We start from the raw sequence: 16,752 nt of genomic DNA on the forward strand, positions 1-16,752 counted from the left end.
TTCTTACTTACGTTGACTTGAAGGTTACGGGATGATAATATATGAATAACATCTTAATACACACTAAACTTATCGGATTATATATATTTAATAAATGGAAGTTAACAGGCTAAGGGTGGAAAGGGGAAATCGGTATGGAACGTCAGATCAGTATCCGTCATGGACAGGAAGAATTAACAGCCACGATTCATTATCCGGTCGTGAAAGATATCAAGGAGGAGAAGAGTCAGCAACGGGTCCCTCTGGCGGTCATCTGCCACGGCTTCGTTGGTAGCCGGATCGGCGTGGATCGTTTGTTTGTAAAGACTGCACGGGAGCTGGCTGAAGACGGTTATCTGGTCTTGCGTTTCGATTATATCGGTTGCGGAGAGAGCAGTGGGGAGTACGGAGCGGAGGGACTGGAGTCCATGGTGCTGCAGACCCGTTCGGTGCTGGATTACGCGGTGAATTGCAGTGATGTAGATCCTACGCGTGTTACGCTGATTGGTCATAGTCTGGGTGGTGCCGTTGCATTACTAACTGCTGTACGTGACAAACGTGTCAAAAACCTGGTTATGTGGTCCTCCGTGGGTTATCCATTCAATGATATCGTGAAGATTACGGGGCGGGAAGTATACGATGAAGGCGTGAAACTGGGTGCGGCTGATTATCTGGGATACAAATTCACACCGACGTTCTTCGAGTCTCTTGCTGAACAACAGCCATTCCAGGAAGCAGTTAAGTTTAGCGGAGATGTACTCGTCGTGCATGGCACGTCAGATGAGATTATTCCTGTAGACTACGCATTCCTGTATCAAAAGGTATTCTGGATGCGCCAAGAGGGCCGCTGTGACAAGGAGATCATCTTCCAGGGCGATCACACCTTCTCTTCAGGTAAAGAGCGGGAACAGCTAATTACGCGTACCAGAGAGTGGCTGGGCGAACGTCAGAAGATCGAGCAGGATTGGCAGCACTGGATGATATAAGTGGCAGGATTACAACTGTTTGGGGATGTCAGCTTGGAAAAGCGCCTTCTTAAGGGTAAAATAGAGGAGTAAGCATTCTATCCGTGTCTGGAGGTTGGCAGCAATGACATTACCCGCACTTTTCATTGCGCATGGTTCTCCCGCTCTGGCGGTGGAGAGCAATGACTACACTCACTTCTTGAACCAGCTTGGAGACAGGCTGCCGGCTCCGAAAGCCATTGTCGTATTTACGGCGCATTGGGATTGTCCTAAGCCGTCCGTGACGATGGATGATACACATCAGACCTTGCATGATTTTTACGGATTTCCTTCTACGATGTATACGATGGAATACCCTGCATCTGGGCAGCCAGATTTAGCGAATGAGATATGTGCTTTGTTCACCCGCAGCAATCTGGCACATCAGCCGATTCGAGGCCGAGGGCTGGATCATGGCGTATGGGTACCGTTGCTCCATATGTATCCCGAGGCTAACATACCTGTGATTGCTGTATCTGTAGACTCGCTGCGTACGCCGCAGGAACAGTATGATATTGGCCGAATGCTGGAACAGCTACGTCATGATGATGTGTTAATCATTGGCAGCGGTGGAACGGTTCACAATTTGCGATTGCTGGGCAATACGGATGAACCGCAAGAGTGGGCGGTTGAATTTGATAACTGGATTGGGGAGCGCTTGCAGCAGTGGAACACAAGAGAACTGTTTCAATATGAGAAAAAAGCCCCTCATGCACGTACGGCGGTTCCGTCGTATGGTACAGAACACATTGCACCTTTGTTCTACGCCATGGGTACAGCGGATATGTCCCGATCAGCGAAGCGTCTATTCCAGTCTTACCCTTACGGAACGCTCAGTTTGAACTGCTGGCAGTTTGGAGACGGCGTGTAACTTGGAACAGACAACAGCCTGATTATGGTGCTCGAAGCCAGTTTCGTACGGATAACATAACGTGTATTAATGCATACAATTACAATATATAAACAAAAGAAGGTTACTGTACACCCTTGAAGGGCTACAGTAACCTTTTTTCAATACGAGGACTTATTCATGCAATAGATCTTTATTTGCGGATTTCGAACAATTCACAGTCTGTACGCGAATGATAAGCGAGCTCACTGACACTGGATTGTACCACTACGGTGTTGCTGTCAAAACGGATAATGATGCCACCGGAGTCAATCTGGTGATTATCTTTAAAAACTCGAACCTTATACTTCATATTCATGGCTTCCTGGAAGTCCGCATCGGTCTCGAGACGTCGCTGGGTCGGCATATCGTGTACTCCTTTGAAGTTCAACTTTATTTCATCATAATACGATTTTCTGTGGATGGGCAAGTCAGTCAGGCATTCAGGCTGAGTTTGAAAAGTAAAAAGCCCTGCTCTCCAGGGGGATTGGGAGCAGGGCCGAGAATTCTATGAATGATTGCTTAAGCTGTTTTTTGAGTAGGGCTAATCGTTGGTGTGTCTTTAGGAAGATTTCCTTTGTTGTTACGAGTGAACAATCCGCGAAGGTAAGGCAGTACCCAGTGATCCAGACCGATTTTACCTGCATTTGCACCAGCAACGACAAGGAAGATTTCCATTACAACCAGTTGAGCATTCGTGCTTACTGTTCCCGAGAAGAGGAACGCGAAGTTCATGACCATAGCCATCAGTGCTGCTAGTGTAGTGAAGCAACCGAGGATGAGACCCAAACCTACAAGGAATTCACCCAATGGGATAACGAAGTCGAACAGTCCTGCGTTTGGTACTGCGAATTTCTCAAGGAACGTTGCCCACCATGCTTGAACTGCTGGATGATCACCTGTTGCTTTTTCTACCGCACCGGCCAAGAACCCGCCAGCTTGGAATCCGCCAGTCAATTTGCTCCATCCGTGAGTCATCCAATCATAACCGATATACACCCGAAGTACTGTCAAAATCCACATTGCTACTTTGTTTTCTCTAAGCCATTGGTTTGTGCTGAACATATGAACCACTCCTTCATGGAATCTAGTGTGTGTTGTTTTTGTTTTTCTAAGTGATCACCTTTGATGTCTTTATTGTATAGTTCAAAAGTTGTTTTGTTTGTGATTAAAATCACAATCTAGTTCAAATTTTAAGTAAGGTTTGAGAAGTTCACATTTAGGACATATTTTTCTCGCAAATCGCTGTTTCAAATGTGAATTTCAAGCTGTATCAAGGCCTTCTAGGCGCAGACAAATCGGATGGGGTGTGATTAAATGGAAAGAAATACGTGAAATGGTTGCCCACATGAGACATATATCACAACTTAGAACCAGGCCATATCGTTCAGGAGGTCCTATATTGAAGCTTTTTAAATGGAACAAAGCAGCATCGGCTGCATCTCTGTTTATTCTCTCATTAAGTCTTGTTGCCTGCCAAAACCAGGAGGTGGCGCAGATGCCAGTTCAGCCAGAACCGACACCTGCACCTGTACAAGAAGAACACGTGGAGGAAACCAACACGTCTCTCTATACAGCACCTCTGACGGGTCTGCCTGTAGATGAAGCGATTACGGGTCGACCACTCGCCGTAATGATTAATAATGCACCCGCAGCTCGGCCCCAATCGGGTCTAAGTTCAGCCGATATCATTCTTGAAGTTCTCGCTGAGGGAGGCATTACCCGTTTCATAGCCATCTTCCAGAGTGGAGGCGGTGCTGAGACGGTTGGACCCGTTCGCAGTATACGTCCATATCTAATTGAGCTCGGCGAGAGTTATGATGGGGTACTTGTTCACGCCGGAGGCAGCCCGGAGGCGTATTCCATTTTGCAAAGGCAGCAGAAACAGCATATGGATGAAATCTCGAATGGTGGACCTTACTTCTGGCGTTCCTCGGATCGTAAAGCCCCACATAATCTGTATACTTCAGCGGACAAGCTGAGAGAAGGGTCAGACATCAAGGGTTACAGCCATGATTTCAAGTCGCCGGTATACAATTATAACGAAGAAGGCGCGACATCCGCAGGAGAGGCAGTGAAGCAATTCGATATCCATTATTTATTGGATAGTTACCGGGTGACGTATGATTATGATGAAGTTAGCGGACGATATATGAGAATGGTGAATGGCAAGGCAGATCAGGATCTGGATAATGGGACTCAACTTGGTGCAGCAAACATCATTGTGGCAGGTGCAGATCACAAGGTGCTCGATAATGTAGGTCGGTTGTCCGTTAATTTGGAACAGGGCGGGGAAGCCATGCTTTTTCAGAAGGGCAAGATGATTCGTGGGCAGTGGGTGAAGAAGCAGGGGGATATTATACGGTTTGTTCAAGGTGGCAGTGAAGTTGCTCTTGTACCGGGTAAAACCTTTATCAGCATTGTTCCCAATCAACCGGAATTTTCCAGTCATGTGAAGCTGGCTGCGCAGCAATAAAAGGATGTAATGAAAGAGAACAATGAAACATGTATTCATTTTGTTGTCGAAAAGGCATTATATTTGTCCTTAGCGTGAAAAGTAGAATCGTGTCGATTTTGAATTTTGGTGTCGAATTGTAAACGCAGTGTAAAATCTTGACTTGAATTTACCATTATTCCAAATAATTAAGATTCATTTCAGATTAATGTGATAAGAATATAAAAAAGGATCACACCTTTTGTACAAACCATGAAACAAATATGATAAGATATCAAAGGTTGTCATTTCATGTTTCATCGGTTGTCGGCAATTTTTCTCGTAAAGGGGATAGAGCTATGAAGCTTAAGAAGAAGAAGGATATATTTTTTGAGACACTGGAGAATATGGCAGATACGGTTGTTCAAGCGGCAGATTATTTCTCCCAGCATGTTTCCAACCTTCAGGATGTGACTCTTTTTGCTAATGAAATGAAGAAGTACGAGTCGAAATGTGATGATTACGTGCATACGATCATTACAGAACTCAACAAAACATTTATCACGCCGATCGAACGCGATGATATTATGGAGCTGACAACAACACTTGATGACGTATTGGACGGACTCGAAGCAACGGCTTCCCGTTTCTATATGTACCAACTGACAGATCCAGATGATGAGTTCGTCATACAGTTTGCTGAAATTTTGCGCCAATCGGCTTACGAAATTCAGAAGGCGATCCATCTGCTGTCCCAGAAAAAATTGCTCGCGATCCGTGAGTATACCATTCGTTTGAATGATCTGGAAAACCAAGGCGATGAAGTGCTGCGCATGTGTATCAAACATCTCTTCGCTACCGTGTCTGATCCGATTGAACTGATCAAGCGTAAGGAAATTTACGAACGTCTTGAGACAACAACGGATGCTTGTGAAGACGTAGCGAACGTGCTTGAATCCATCATTATGCGTAATTCTTAAGGAGCCAGAGAATAATGGAAACAACGATTTGGGTATTGGGTATAGTCGTCTTCCTTGCACTGGCGTTTGACTTCATCAATGGTTTTCACGACACGGCCAATGCCATTGCGACTTCGGTCTCAACCCGAGCACTGACGCCGCGTCGAGCTATTCTTATGGCAGCGGTGATGAACTTTGTCGGTGCGATGATGTTCACAGGCGTTGCGAAGACGATTGGGGGGAGTGTGACCGACCCCACCACGCTGGATAACGGGATAGAGGTCGTCATAGTCACCTTGATATCAGCGATTATCTGGAACCTGGTTACATGGTGGTTCGGTATTCCGTCTTCTTCCTCACATGCACTTATTGGAGCCCTTGCAGGTGCCGTACTCGTTGGCGCAGGATCTGATAAAGTGAAATGGAGCGGATTCATTGATATCGTTGGAGGGTTGTTATTATCACCTCTGATCGCATTTGCCATCGGTTATGTGGTCATGACGATTCTCAAATATATTTTCGCCAAACGCAGTCCGCATAACGTGAACAAAGGTTTCCGTACGGTACAGATTTTCACGGCAGCACTGCAAGCATTCACGCATGGTACGAATGATGCACAGAAAGCGATGGGTATTATTACCTTTGCTCTGGTTGCAGCAGGTGTGCAGGATAATCTGGATGTTCCGCTGTGGGTTAAAATTTCAGCGGCAACAGCGATGGCTCTGGGTACGTCCATCGGTGGTTGGAAAATCATCAAAACGATGGGTACCAAAATCTTCAAAATTGAACCGATTAACGGTTTTGCCGCGGATATTTCAGCTGCTTCCGTTATTTTCACAGCAACGTTGCTTCACCTTCCAGTTAGTACAACGCACGCGATCACATCAGCTATTCTGGGTGTGGGTTCCGCGAAACGTTTCTCTGCTGTGAAATGGGGACTTGCTGGACGTATCATTATTACGTGGTTCATTACGATTCCGATTACCGCGGGACTGGCAGGATTGCTCTACTGGATTATTTTCTAAAAAGAGAAGTTATCCCGAACGAATTCGGGGTTACCAGACCATCTGTTCATAACTGTGTGAATATCGGGATATGTGGATAAATATACAACCAAAATCAAGAGACGCCTGTGCATGAACGTGTGGACAGGCTGGATATGTGGATAGCCATCCGTGGAATGATAAACCAAAAGAAGATATTCCTGTGGATACAGGGAACTGTGGATAGGGAAATGAGAGAAGCCAACAGGGTTGGCTTTTTTTGTTGTCGAGTTTGAATGCGTCTGTGGATATTTTGGACACGTGGGAGACGTACCTATGGTTAAAGTTGTACAATGACGTAAAGATACAGGACAAGGACGTGGTCTAATTTATGATTCGTACACTCGCCATTACACGAGAACATCAAGTCTCCGTTAACGTACCACTTACACAGCTGGATCTGAACGATTATGCCTGGGTATGGGCCGATTTTAACCAGCCGACGGAAGAGGAAAGCCGTTTGCTGGATACATATTTTCATTTTCACCCTTTAGCTATTGAGGACTGTCTGCATGTGTTGCAGCGGCCAAAGCTTGATTATTATGATAATCTGCAGTTTCTTGTGCTGCATGCACTGAACCCGTCCACACTGGAAGCCGAGGAGGTTGACTTGTTTCTCGGATCAAACTTCCTGGTGTCTTTTCATCATGGCGTATTGGAGGAAGTGGATGAAGCGTGGGAACGCTTGTTGCACCATGCACATGAACGAACCATCTGGGCGCGAGGTCCGGTGGCAGCAGCCTATACGGTGATGGACAAGCTGGTCGATCATTATTTCCCGTCTCTATTTGCCATTGAGGATGAACTGGCTGAACTGGAGAATCGGGGTGGACAAGAATCGGTTGAAGACTTGATGAACCAGGTGTTTGATCTGCGGACTCGATTGCTGAAGCTTAGAAGAACCGTAGTACCGATGCGGGATCTGCTCTATCGGGTGGTGAACTCCCAGCATGTGCAGCGAACAGGTGAACATACGGCTTATTTTACCGATATCTATGACCATTTATTGAAGCTGACGGACATGATTGAAGCCGATCGGGAGATGACTGCTGACCTGCGCGACAGTTATATTTCCCTGAACTCCAACCGGATGAATCAGATCATGAAGACACTTACCGTGATTACGACTGTATTTATGCCGCTCACACTGATCGCGGGTATTTATGGCATGAACTTTGCCTATATGCCTGAGCTTCAATGGAAGTTTGGGTATGGTGCGGTGCTGCTGTTAATGTTTGTGCTTGGCGGAAGCATGGTGGCCTGGTTTGTAAAACGGGGCTGGTTTAAGTGAGAACGAGTGTAATCAGATGTTAGTAACATAAACTTGTAATAACGTGTATCCACAGGTAAAATATAACGATATGTGAATAGATTCTGGATGAATTATCTATACATATCATTGTGGAAGGATGGGATACGATGAGATTGGCAGAAGCTCTTGTACTGCGTGCAGATGAGCAGAAGAAGATAGCTCAGCTCAAGCAACGTCTGGAACGCGTAGTTAAAGTTCAGGAAGGTGAACAGCCAGCAGAGGACCCACAGTTGCTTATGATTGACCTGGAGAATACGATCCGGAGCCTGACGGTATTGGTTAAGAAAATTAATAAGACCAATGCACAGACTGACTTCACAGCTGGAGTTACGCTTGCTGATGCCCTTGCAGAGCGGGATGGAATCATGCAAGAAAGAGCATCGTTTAACGAAGTTTTGCAGAATGCCTCCATTCGCCAGGATCGGTACAGTCGTTCTGAAGTGAAGTATGAGCGAACCGTGAACATAGCAGATATTCAACATAAAGTGGATAGCCTTTCGAAATCCTACCGGGAACTGGATTTTAAAATTCAGGAGAAGAACTGGACCATAGACTTAATCGAGGAATAAAACTGCGTCGGTAACCCTATCCAAATGAAGCGAGCATAACCCACCAACGGGAAGTTGGAAACCTGGTAGACGCTGGGCCATGTCTAACCCATATCATCATTTAGCCCAATATTGTTACAAGAATGCGCAGCATGGATGTATCGTGTATCTTTCTAATTGTTACGACCATATGCAGGTCTTTGGATAGCGGTGAGGGTGGGTAAGGGGAATTGCAGTTTGAACTACATATGAAGAAGGCCACTGGGCCATGATCTCGGGCAGTAATAAATGTCGGGAGATGATGTTTGCCAGGTGGCCTTTCTGATTCTTCTATTAGAAGTTTTGAAAAAATGTATCCACATGTGAATAACTATTCCGCTTCAACAAGCTGTGTATAACTTATGATGACTTCCTTTTACTCCATTTCAAGAACAAAAGAAGTTGTAGCTGCTTCTTTGCCATTCACAAGAATGGTAAGCGTATGCAGACCGGCATAATATTTTCTCGTTGTGATGACTTTGAAGGATTGTTTGGTGGCTACCTTGGTTCTGCCTGTCGGGTACATTTTATCGGAGCATTTGAACCGTTTGGGGGCCTGCTTGCCGTTTGCCTTCATATAACCCATCTCATATTCAATTCGCAGCATCTGGGACTCGCCGCTCTCATTAACGACATCGAACGAAAAATGGAGATCCTCGCCAATGCTAATCGTATCCTGGACAAGCTGAAGCTGCTCAATGTGAATCGAATCCTGCTCGTTATAACCAAAAAGACTCAGTGCTTTGCTATGTCCTTTCTTCAGTAATGACCTGCTGGCATGCCGGACAATCCAGTCTGTGTGTGCATGTTGTCCGTACCAGGTCGTGGCCAGATCCATAACCAGTTCAGGGTGGTCCTTGGAGATGTCATTCAGATGATTGGCGACACTTTTGCGAACATAGAGGGACTCGTCCTGTTTCAATGCATGCAGAATCGGAAGTACAGGTGTTGGATCAGTGATAAAGTTCTGGAGTTTCGCACCCCATGGCAAACGTGGCCGGCTGCCCTCACTGGCAAGTCTGCGGATATGCTCGTTGTTGCTCTCTGCCCACGCCATCATATGTTTCATCGTTTGGATTGGATAAAGTTCAATAAACGGGCGTACCGCGAACTCCGAGCTGGAATAAGGTGTGAAGAGGGTCAGATACTTCATGGATAACTCGTAATCCTCTGGGTCAAGTCCGTTCACTTCGATAAAATCCGGTACAAACAGATATTCAACGCCTCTCATCGTAGGGGCGGCTTGTTCGATAATATGTAATGCTTCCTCATAATTGTCCGGCAGTACCTGGGTCAAAGCCAGTGTGATTCTGCGAATGCGCGCTTTGAATTCCAACTGTTCCCAGCCTTCGGCGAAAACCAATTCATGAAATTGCTGTGTATCCAGCTTAGGGTAGAATTGACGCATCTGTTCGCCGGTCCGATCGATTAATGCGGGAGTGTATTTGTCTTTGATAAGTTCCATGGTCCGCCTCCTTTAGTTACTATCCAGTATACCTCAAATTACAGAAATAAGAACATAAGTTCCTGAAATTTATTTGTATACGGATGAACGGTGTTAAGGCACCCGCCTTCTGTAAGGGGGTGCCTGAATTTTTTTTAACCTTTGCGACTTTTGGGACGGCGCTTTGTGGAATTGGATTTGCGACGGACTGGAGTTGGATTGCGGCGACGTGTAGCATTCGTTGTTTTGTTCCGACGTTTGTTTTTGCGTTTGCGGGACGGCTTATATTCTTCATAGTCTGCATCGGCCGCGCTGCTATCCGTTTTTCCTTTTCCAAAAGGCAGAATGCCCATAACAAGTTTCATCATCGGAGCCATCTGCTGGATCCCACCGACGACCTTTTGCATTTTGCCTATTCCACTCATGATTCCATCAATACCGCCGAAGCGGTCGATCATTCCTTTTAACTCACCGATGTTGGCTAATGAAAAGCCGGAACTGCCAGTAGCAGGCGCCGTTACCGGGGCTGGGGGAACAACCTGAGCTGCACCTCCATAAAAGTTTCCGCCAGCCACACCCTGCCCATAGGGTACGACTGCAGAAGCTTCGACTTCACCAAAGCCCGGGTAGTGTGGTTCTACGCCAGGATACATTGGTTGAATCTGAGTTTCATTTAAAGACCGTGGAACCACACCGGGCGGCATATAGGCAGAAGTATGCGCCTGCCGATGAGCATGAGAAGACGGACGCTGCCTTGGTGCTGGCTGGCGGTGATAATAATGCTGTGGCATGAACGATCACGTTCCTTCTATGTTGGATTTCGGAATTGCGTTCCATGAGTTGCATGACAGATGTACATCATAGACCCTTGTGGAACTCCCTTTTGTTATACTGTATGTCATTCGCGGAGAGACGGCGTAGGCGGGTATCCCGGAAAACGGGATGTTTGCGGATTTGGGCGCATGTAAGATGGCAGGTTCACGAAGAGTAAAATGAAGTTTAGACACAAAATTGTAACATTTAGGAGGATTGAAATCCTACATAAGTAATCGGATATATACAGGTGAAAACTGGGAAAAAGCGCGGTAATTTCGCCCGATGTACACGAGGAGAGGACAATAGTACCTTTTGTAAGCGGTAACATGTATTTTTATTCTGTAGTGCGTGAAATCGGTAACGCTTGAAATACCAACTCAGGGTGAGTACAATGTAGGTACACAGTAACCGCTAGGGGATGATGATGAAATGCAGCTGAAAAAGCTAAATGATAAAAGTATTGAACAACTATTCGAGGCTATTTTGACGCTAAAAGATATTGAAGAGTGTTATGTTTTCTTTGATGACCTCTGCACAGTTAACGAGATCCAATCCATGTCCCAGCGGCTGGAAGTGGCTCGTATGTTGGGTAAAGGCAATACGTATAACCAGATTGAAGCAGAGACAGGTGCGAGTACAGCTACAATTTCACGTGTGAAACGCTGCCTGAATTACGGCAATGATGGTTATAAAATGACGCTGGAACGCCTGGGACGCTAACATGAAGAAGCCGGGTGTACTCATCATCAGTCACGGTTCACAGGAGCAGACCTGGGTGGAATCCGTCGATGACGCGATCTCCCGGTTGAATCTGCCTGTTCCATTACCGGTTGAAGCCGGTTTTCTTGAACTTGTGGAAGGACGCCTGATCCAGGACGGTATCGACCGACTGGAAGCACAAGGCGTAACCGATATTCTGGTCGTACCTCTATTTGTTTCGTCCGGCAGTACACATGTGGATGAAATTGAATATGCCATTGGTGCAAAGGAAACACCTGATCGCGAAACGGATCTGGAACCGTTCGATGTGAAGGCTCGGGTTCACTTCGGTTATCCGGTGGATAACGATCCGGATATTGCCGTGATGGTGTGGGACAAAGTCCGAGTACTGTCGCAGCAACCGGAGGAAGAAACGATTCTGCTGGTTGGCCATGGGAGTATTCATGATGGTTTTCGCGAGCGTTGGGAAGCCGGAATTTCTTCCCTTGCAGAGCGTGTGCAGGAAGTTAGTGGTGTAGCCCATACGGATTATGCATTGCTGAATCCGGAGAGTCTGTATGACAAAGGGAAGTACTGGAGCGAAGAGCGGGGGAACCGAGTCATTGTGGCGCCGCTGTTTTTGAGTGCCGGTTATTTCACGAGGAACGTTATTCCGGATCGGCTGCAGGAACTGAACTATGTGTACAGTGGTGAGACACTGTTGCCACATCCATTGCTTGTGCAGTGGCTGGAGCGCCAGATCCAGATTTTGCTGGAGAGATGTAATGAAGTTAAAGTTTCTTCTTGAAGTGATTGCTTTGGCATAGGTGTGTAATCACTTCGCTCGCAGTAATGTCGCATCAATTGATTTGAACTCCATAGCTTCATAAACAATCAAACCACGTCGAAGGACGTGGTTTTTGTTTATTGTAGATCACTTGAGCGAGGATTAGTTTATCCATTAATGGGTGCGTGTAAATTCAGATGTAGCTGCAGTAAACCTATTAATTGGTCAACGATCTCCTCGGCCGGATAAGGCATGGAATTCATAATCCACCACTCCAGGATACCGACTGCAGCGGAAGCAAGAAACTGTATGGTAATCTCTTTTTTCATACCTTCCTGGATTCCACAGGCATCCATCTGTTCCTGTACTCCCTGGACCAACAATGTCATCAACTTACTACGGAATGCCGGAATACCTTTTTTAGTAAGAAGTGTGGTATAGGTTGTGGCATGTTGTTCCAGATAGCAGAAGGTTCGGAGCAACGCATCCTTGGCCGTAACGGGTGTTGTAGTAGGGCTTTCGATCATACAGGCATCCAACAACCGCTGCAAATAGGTCTCAATGCATTGATCCAACAGGTCGAACTTGTCAGCGTAATGCAAATAGATTGTTCCTCGGTTTACATTAGCCAGATCAGCAATATCGTTTATCGTAATTTGCTCGAAATCCCGTTCTTCCAGTAACCCCACAAAAGCCTCGATTATCGCCTTTCGTGTCTTGAGTACTCGTCTGTCCATGGCCCCTCCTATGATGGTTTTCAACAATAAGGAATCATTCGTTGATTATTCAACAAAAACGGATATTTTAACGATTGAAGCACAGTAGGTGCTTTGTTACTCTTATTTTATCAACAAATGTTGATAAAACAACGATTATTTATAAACTATGAAATTGAGGGATAACCAATGAAGATATTAGTGTATGGTGCGGGGGTTTTGGGCAGTCAACTGGCGCATGTTCTGGTGCGCGGCGGCAATGAAGTCACCATTCTGGCCAGAGGGAAGCGGGCAGAGGAGCTGGAGAAGGATGGACTCGTCATCCGGCATGTTTTTCAATTCAAAACGACAGTTGATCAGGTTCGGGTAGCCAGAACGTTGGAAGTGGATGACCAATATGATCTGATTTTTGTTGTCATGAAATATAATGATTTTCCTTCCGTGTTACCTATTCTGGCAGACAATCAGAGCAGCAATATTGTGATTGTGGGAAACAACGCAGATGCGCGAAGCATGCAAAACTTTTTGGAGGTAAACAGCAGGGTAGCAAAACAGGTCGCGTTTGGATTCCATGTGAGTGCAGGGAAGCGGGAAAAGGACCGCATGTTATCGGTCGGTGGAGGCAGCGGACAAATGGTAATTGGCAGTCTGGACGGTGAAATAGGCTTTAAACCTTTGCTGGATCAAGCTTTCCAACATGTGAAATACAAGTTAAATGTTCTGAGCGATATTGATGCCTGGCTGAAAAGCCATATCATCCCCATTCTGATGCTTAATGCGGTGAGCTTTAATGAGGAGCGTGAGTTGATCAAGTTGGACGGGAACAGAAAGCAAATCCAACATATGATTGGGGCGATGGATGAAGGCTTTAGCGTTCTTGAAGCTATGGGCATAACGATTATACCGGAGATTCAGGGCAGATTGATTCGTAAACATAAACGCATGTTGTATCTATTATTAAAAATCTATAGCATGCTTCCGGTTCATAAGCTGGTCGCGGGTTCTTTTGGTGAAATTGAAGCCTTAACTAACGCATTCACGGATTGGAAAAAGACAACAGGCATCCGGACTCCCCATTGGGATGTGCTGAAAAGAGATTATACTATCCTTAAATGAAGTGAACTCTTGCTCATTAACCCAATACCGACTACAATAAAACCAACTAATAAAATGGGGATAAGGAGATATACAGATGCGGGAAGTGCCCATGCGTTATGTGAAAGCGAATCAGGTCGGTATTGTATTGTTTGTTTTGCTCTCGTTTGTGTTCAATCCTCTGGTAGTTCTGGGCGTGCTGTGGGTCATTCAGGTGGTTGGTCTGGCTTCCAGTGGCAAGCTTAATCTGTTTGTGCAGATTGGGAAAGCTGTGTTGACTGGTAAAGGTACAGAGACGCAGGCGGTGGAGCTGCAGCGATTCAACAATATTCTGGCCGTGCTCTTCCTGTCTCTGGCACTCATCTCGTTCTCGCTTGGCTGGGTAGGCGCAGGTTATGTATTCTCCGTCATGCTTCTCGCGGCTGCAAGCGCGGCACTGCTGGGTTATTGTGTAGGCTGCACCGTCTATTTCTGGTACAAACAGCTGCGTGCAGGCAGAAAGATTGGATTTTGAAGTTGGCTGAAGAAGTGATACAGGTATCCGGGATACTACGATAACTTCATAACGAAATCCCCCTCAAGTGAGCTGCCACTTGAAGGGGATTTTTTTATCTGAACCAGGCCTTATTTAAATTGTTGGTAAAATTGTTATCGTTGAAAGGCACGTTGGCGCTACCGAAGTTTGTCGTGTTGAGTGCATTTCGTGCCGCAGAAGTCAGATCGTCCCATCCGATTAATGGTTGTGTTCCCCCAACAGCGTTGGTGACGCCGAGCTCATGGTTCAGCGGCCAGGTACTATTATAGGAAATCAACGGATGGTTACCTTGTGTATTGTTATTGCTCGGTGTAACTTTGGTAAACTGGCCGTGACCAGAATATGCGATAGAGAGGATTTTGGAATTGGCAGCTGCCGGATTATCGACCCACACGACGATTCCTTCCCAATCATGACGATGGCCGAGTCCAGAGGAAGGGGAGTCTTTGGGGAAATACCACGAATACATGATAGCCCACACCCCATTGTGCCATGCGGAGCGGGAGTAGATCTGCCCTGTATTTGAGCTACAGTTCCCATTCGATGACCCGGACGTATTCAAGCCAGCGCTGGTATTGCCCTGTTGATCCACTGCGGGAAAAGGCACACAACCATGATAGACCTTCAAAAACGGCTGAAAACGCTTGGCTGCTTGTTGCATTACGGTGACTGGTGAGACTTCCTGAAATCCGACAACCTGATCATGATTGATTTCTGCTGCTTCAACAACGGTGACCCAAGGAATACATGCCATAAGAAAGACCAGGAGCATTAACATGATTTTTTTCATTTACACATCTCCTTCAAGGGTATGATGTAGTGCTAAGTGGAGGGTTCACTAAAACTATATTGGAAAAAGGTTTATGTTATTTATCTTTTCATCTTAAGATTTGTAAATTTGTAGCATATTTATGTCATAATCATATGAAGATCATCGAAATCGAAGACTAATTCCTATCCAAGCGGGCAGAATGGTTGATTAATGAGACTATTTTACATAAAAGGTAGTGGGGAAGATTCAGGATCGGTGCGTGAGGTTTATTGGGTAATAGGCAGATTAGTGGGTATGGATATGTTAAAATATACTTATGTATTACAGGCTAGGACATCTTTACATTTGATGATATGATAGGAGTTAAAGGCTTTGGCATGAGACGGAATTCCTGATGCATAGATATAGGTAATACGAATGATTAGAGCAATATTAACGCAAGTTCATTATTGTGTAAAAAATATGCCCTTTTGTGGACTGATGCAACGTAAGAATATGAGGTCGTTTAGACTCATGGATAATGTGGAATAGGTGGCGTATGAGATGAAAAAAGCTCGCTTAATATATAATCCGACCTCAGGCCGGGAAGAAATGAAGAAACGTCTGGCTGATATTTTGCAGCGTTTGGATCAAGGTGGTATTGAAGCTTCATGTCACGCAACAACGGGTGAAGGTGACGCAACCCGGGAAGCTGAACTGGCAATTGAACGCGGATATGACATGATTATTGCTGCTGGTGGCGATGGCACGTTGTATGAAGTTATCAATGGTATGGCCGAGCGGGAGAACCGTCCTCCGCTGGGTGTGTTTCCTTTGGGAACGACGAATGATTTTGCACGTGCACTCGGCATTCCGAGACAGTGGGAAGATTACGTGGATCTGGTCATTAACCAGCAACTTCGTCCGCTCGATCTGGGCAAAGCGAATGATAAATATTTTATCAACATCGCCGGCGGTGGATCACTGACTGAACTGACCTATGAAGTACCGAGTCGTCTGAAAACGATGATTGGGCAACTGGCCTATTACATGAAGGGTATTGAGAAAATGGCGAGCCTGTCTCCTCAGGAGCTGATTATTCGCGCCGACGGTCAGGAAGAAATCCATGATGAATTCATGTTATTCCTCATCGCCAATACCAATTCGGTCGGGGGATTTGAGAAGTTGGCTCCAGGTGCAACCATTGATGATGGTCTGTTCGATGTGATCGGTGTCCGCAAATGTAATCTGGCTGATATGATCCGCCTCGTAACGCTTGCGCTGCGTGGGGAGCATCTGAACGACAAGAAAGTGGTTCATTTCCAGACGAGTCATATGGAAGTTACGTCCCCGGGATATGTACAATTGAATCTCGATGGAGAGTTGGGCGGCACATTGCCAGCTACGTTTACGAATTTGCGTCATCATCTGATGTTGTATCGTTAAACTTGGCACTTGGCGGAGAATGTGGTCGCTTGCGGAAAGCGTTAATGCCGCAGTGGTTGTTGTATAGCATCGCACAAGTGGTGAGGAGAGTTGGATTCAGCTCTGCCGTAAGGCGTGATGGAAGTGCATTTTCCAGTTGCTGTGTACAGTGGGATCGCGTATAATCTCATGTGGTCACCAAACGTTGAGCTGATACAGGGCGGATTGTGGTGATCGAGTGAACGTGAACAGTGAAGGTTAAAAGTGCTGGTTTAGT

18 protein-coding genes are annotated in these 16,752 nt (G+C 45.9%); 12 read left to right on the forward strand and 6 right to left on the reverse strand.

The genetic code is table 11. The features are described 5' to 3' along the window. Nucleotides 1-134 precede the first annotated feature (134 nt). Together MKY95_RS03990 and MKY95_RS03995 are read left to right on the forward strand one after the other, a co-directional pair. Nucleotides 135-965: an alpha/beta fold hydrolase gene (locus tag MKY95_RS03990; protein WP_036606057.1), complete on the forward strand. Its 831-nt coding sequence runs from the start codon at nucleotides 135-137 to the stop codon at nucleotides 963-965. A 103-nt stretch (nucleotides 966-1,068) separates the two neighbouring features. Further along, entirely contained in the window at nucleotides 1,069-1,854 is a 786-nt protein-coding gene (locus MKY95_RS03995; RefSeq protein ID WP_100526323.1) for a class III extradiol ring-cleavage dioxygenase, read from the forward strand. A 172-nt stretch (nucleotides 1,855-2,026) separates the two neighbouring features. Here MKY95_RS03995 and MKY95_RS04000 read toward each other — a convergent pair whose 3' ends face one another. Both MKY95_RS04000 and MKY95_RS04005 read right to left on the reverse strand, forming a co-directional pair. Continuing rightward, nucleotides 2,027-2,239, reverse strand: coding sequence for a hypothetical protein (locus MKY95_RS04000; RefSeq protein WP_017690673.1), 213 nt, complete (start codon nucleotides 2,237-2,239; stop codon nucleotides 2,027-2,029). A 155-nt stretch (nucleotides 2,240-2,394) separates the two neighbouring features. Next, nucleotides 2,395-2,937 carry a DoxX family protein gene (locus MKY95_RS04005; RefSeq protein WP_036606056.1) on the reverse strand — a complete coding sequence of 181 codons (543 nt, stop codon included), beginning with the start codon at nucleotides 2,935-2,937 and terminating at the stop codon, nucleotides 2,395-2,397. Between the two features lie 337 nt (nucleotides 2,938-3,274). Here MKY95_RS04005 and MKY95_RS04010 point away from each other — a divergent pair, with 337 nt between their 5' ends. From MKY95_RS04010 to MKY95_RS04030, 5 genes are all read left to right on the forward strand, one after another. Beyond that, nucleotides 3,275-4,348, forward strand: coding sequence for a DUF3048 domain-containing protein (locus MKY95_RS04010; protein ID WP_339196964.1), 1,074 nt, complete (start codon nucleotides 3,275-3,277; stop codon nucleotides 4,346-4,348). 317 nt (nucleotides 4,349-4,665) lie between these two features. Beyond that, nucleotides 4,666-5,286 carry a DUF47 family protein gene (locus MKY95_RS04015; protein WP_017690670.1) on the forward strand — a complete coding sequence of 207 codons (621 nt, stop codon included), beginning with the start codon at nucleotides 4,666-4,668 and terminating at the stop codon, nucleotides 5,284-5,286. Between the two features lie 14 nt (nucleotides 5,287-5,300). Beyond that, complete coding sequence (locus tag MKY95_RS04020; RefSeq protein WP_036606054.1) at nucleotides 5,301-6,290, forward strand: inorganic phosphate transporter; 990 nt, start codon at nucleotides 5,301-5,303, stop codon at nucleotides 6,288-6,290. Nucleotides 6,291-6,639: 349 nt separating this feature from the next. Further along, nucleotides 6,640-7,599, forward strand: a complete 960-nt coding sequence (gene corA, locus MKY95_RS04025; protein ID WP_036668386.1) for a magnesium/cobalt transporter CorA — start codon at nucleotides 6,640-6,642, stop codon at nucleotides 7,597-7,599. Nucleotides 7,600-7,727: 128 nt separating this feature from the next. Next, nucleotides 7,728-8,189, forward strand: coding sequence for a DIP1984 family protein (locus MKY95_RS04030; RefSeq protein ID WP_036606052.1), 462 nt, complete (start codon nucleotides 7,728-7,730; stop codon nucleotides 8,187-8,189). 394 nt (nucleotides 8,190-8,583) lie between these two features. Here the strand turns inward: MKY95_RS04030 and MKY95_RS04035 are convergent, their stop codons facing one another. Then, nucleotides 8,584-9,672 carry a DNA alkylation repair protein gene (locus MKY95_RS04035; protein ID WP_339196968.1) on the reverse strand — a complete coding sequence of 363 codons (1,089 nt, stop codon included), beginning with the start codon at nucleotides 9,670-9,672 and terminating at the stop codon, nucleotides 8,584-8,586. Nucleotides 9,673-9,806: 134 nt separating this feature from the next. Continuing rightward, nucleotides 9,807-10,442, reverse strand: a complete 636-nt coding sequence (locus tag MKY95_RS04040) for a hypothetical protein (protein WP_339196971.1) — start codon at nucleotides 10,440-10,442, stop codon at nucleotides 9,807-9,809. A gap of 454 nt (nucleotides 10,443-10,896) precedes the next feature. Between MKY95_RS04040 and MKY95_RS04045 the strand changes: the two genes are divergently transcribed. Both MKY95_RS04045 and MKY95_RS04050 read left to right on the forward strand, forming a co-directional pair. Further along, the gene (locus tag MKY95_RS04045) at nucleotides 10,897-11,187 is read left to right on the forward strand and encodes a YerC/YecD family TrpR-related protein (RefSeq protein WP_017690665.1); all 291 of its coding nucleotides are present in this window, start codon (nucleotides 10,897-10,899) and stop codon (nucleotides 11,185-11,187) included. A gap of 1 nt (nucleotide 11,188) precedes the next feature. Next, nucleotides 11,189-11,974: a CbiX/SirB N-terminal domain-containing protein gene (locus MKY95_RS04050; protein WP_339196973.1), complete on the forward strand. Its 786-nt coding sequence runs from the start codon at nucleotides 11,189-11,191 to the stop codon at nucleotides 11,972-11,974. 146 nt (nucleotides 11,975-12,120) lie between these two features. Here the strand turns inward: MKY95_RS04050 and MKY95_RS04055 are convergent, their stop codons facing one another. Next, the gene (locus tag MKY95_RS04055) at nucleotides 12,121-12,690 is read right to left on the reverse strand and encodes a TetR/AcrR family transcriptional regulator (RefSeq protein ID WP_339196975.1); all 570 of its coding nucleotides are present in this window, start codon (nucleotides 12,688-12,690) and stop codon (nucleotides 12,121-12,123) included. A 168-nt stretch (nucleotides 12,691-12,858) separates the two neighbouring features. Between MKY95_RS04055 and MKY95_RS04060 the strand changes: the two genes are divergently transcribed. Further along, complete coding sequence (locus tag MKY95_RS04060) at nucleotides 12,859-13,785, forward strand: 2-dehydropantoate 2-reductase N-terminal domain-containing protein (protein ID WP_339196978.1); 927 nt, start codon at nucleotides 12,859-12,861, stop codon at nucleotides 13,783-13,785. A gap of 76 nt (nucleotides 13,786-13,861) precedes the next feature. Beyond that, a complete protein-coding gene (locus MKY95_RS04065; protein WP_339196980.1) occupies nucleotides 13,862-14,278 on the forward strand; it encodes a DUF4395 domain-containing protein in 417 nt (138 codons plus the stop codon). A 94-nt stretch (nucleotides 14,279-14,372) separates the two neighbouring features. Here MKY95_RS04065 and MKY95_RS04070 read toward each other — a convergent pair whose 3' ends face one another. Continuing rightward, a complete protein-coding gene (locus MKY95_RS04070; protein ID WP_339196983.1) occupies nucleotides 14,373-15,089 on the reverse strand; it encodes an NPP1 family protein in 717 nt (238 codons plus the stop codon). Nucleotides 15,090-15,614: 525 nt separating this feature from the next. On the opposite strand from MKY95_RS04070, the gene MKY95_RS04075 reads away from it, so the two are divergent. Continuing rightward, nucleotides 15,615-16,496: a diacylglycerol kinase gene (locus MKY95_RS04075; protein WP_017690659.1), complete on the forward strand. Its 882-nt coding sequence runs from the start codon at nucleotides 15,615-15,617 to the stop codon at nucleotides 16,494-16,496. Nucleotides 16,497-16,752 lie beyond the last annotated feature (256 nt).

The sequence above is a fragment of the Paenibacillus sp. FSL P4-0176 genome, from assembly GCF_037975265.1.
GTDB classification, from domain to species: domain Bacteria; phylum Bacillota; class Bacilli; order Paenibacillales; family Paenibacillaceae; genus Paenibacillus; species Paenibacillus amylolyticus.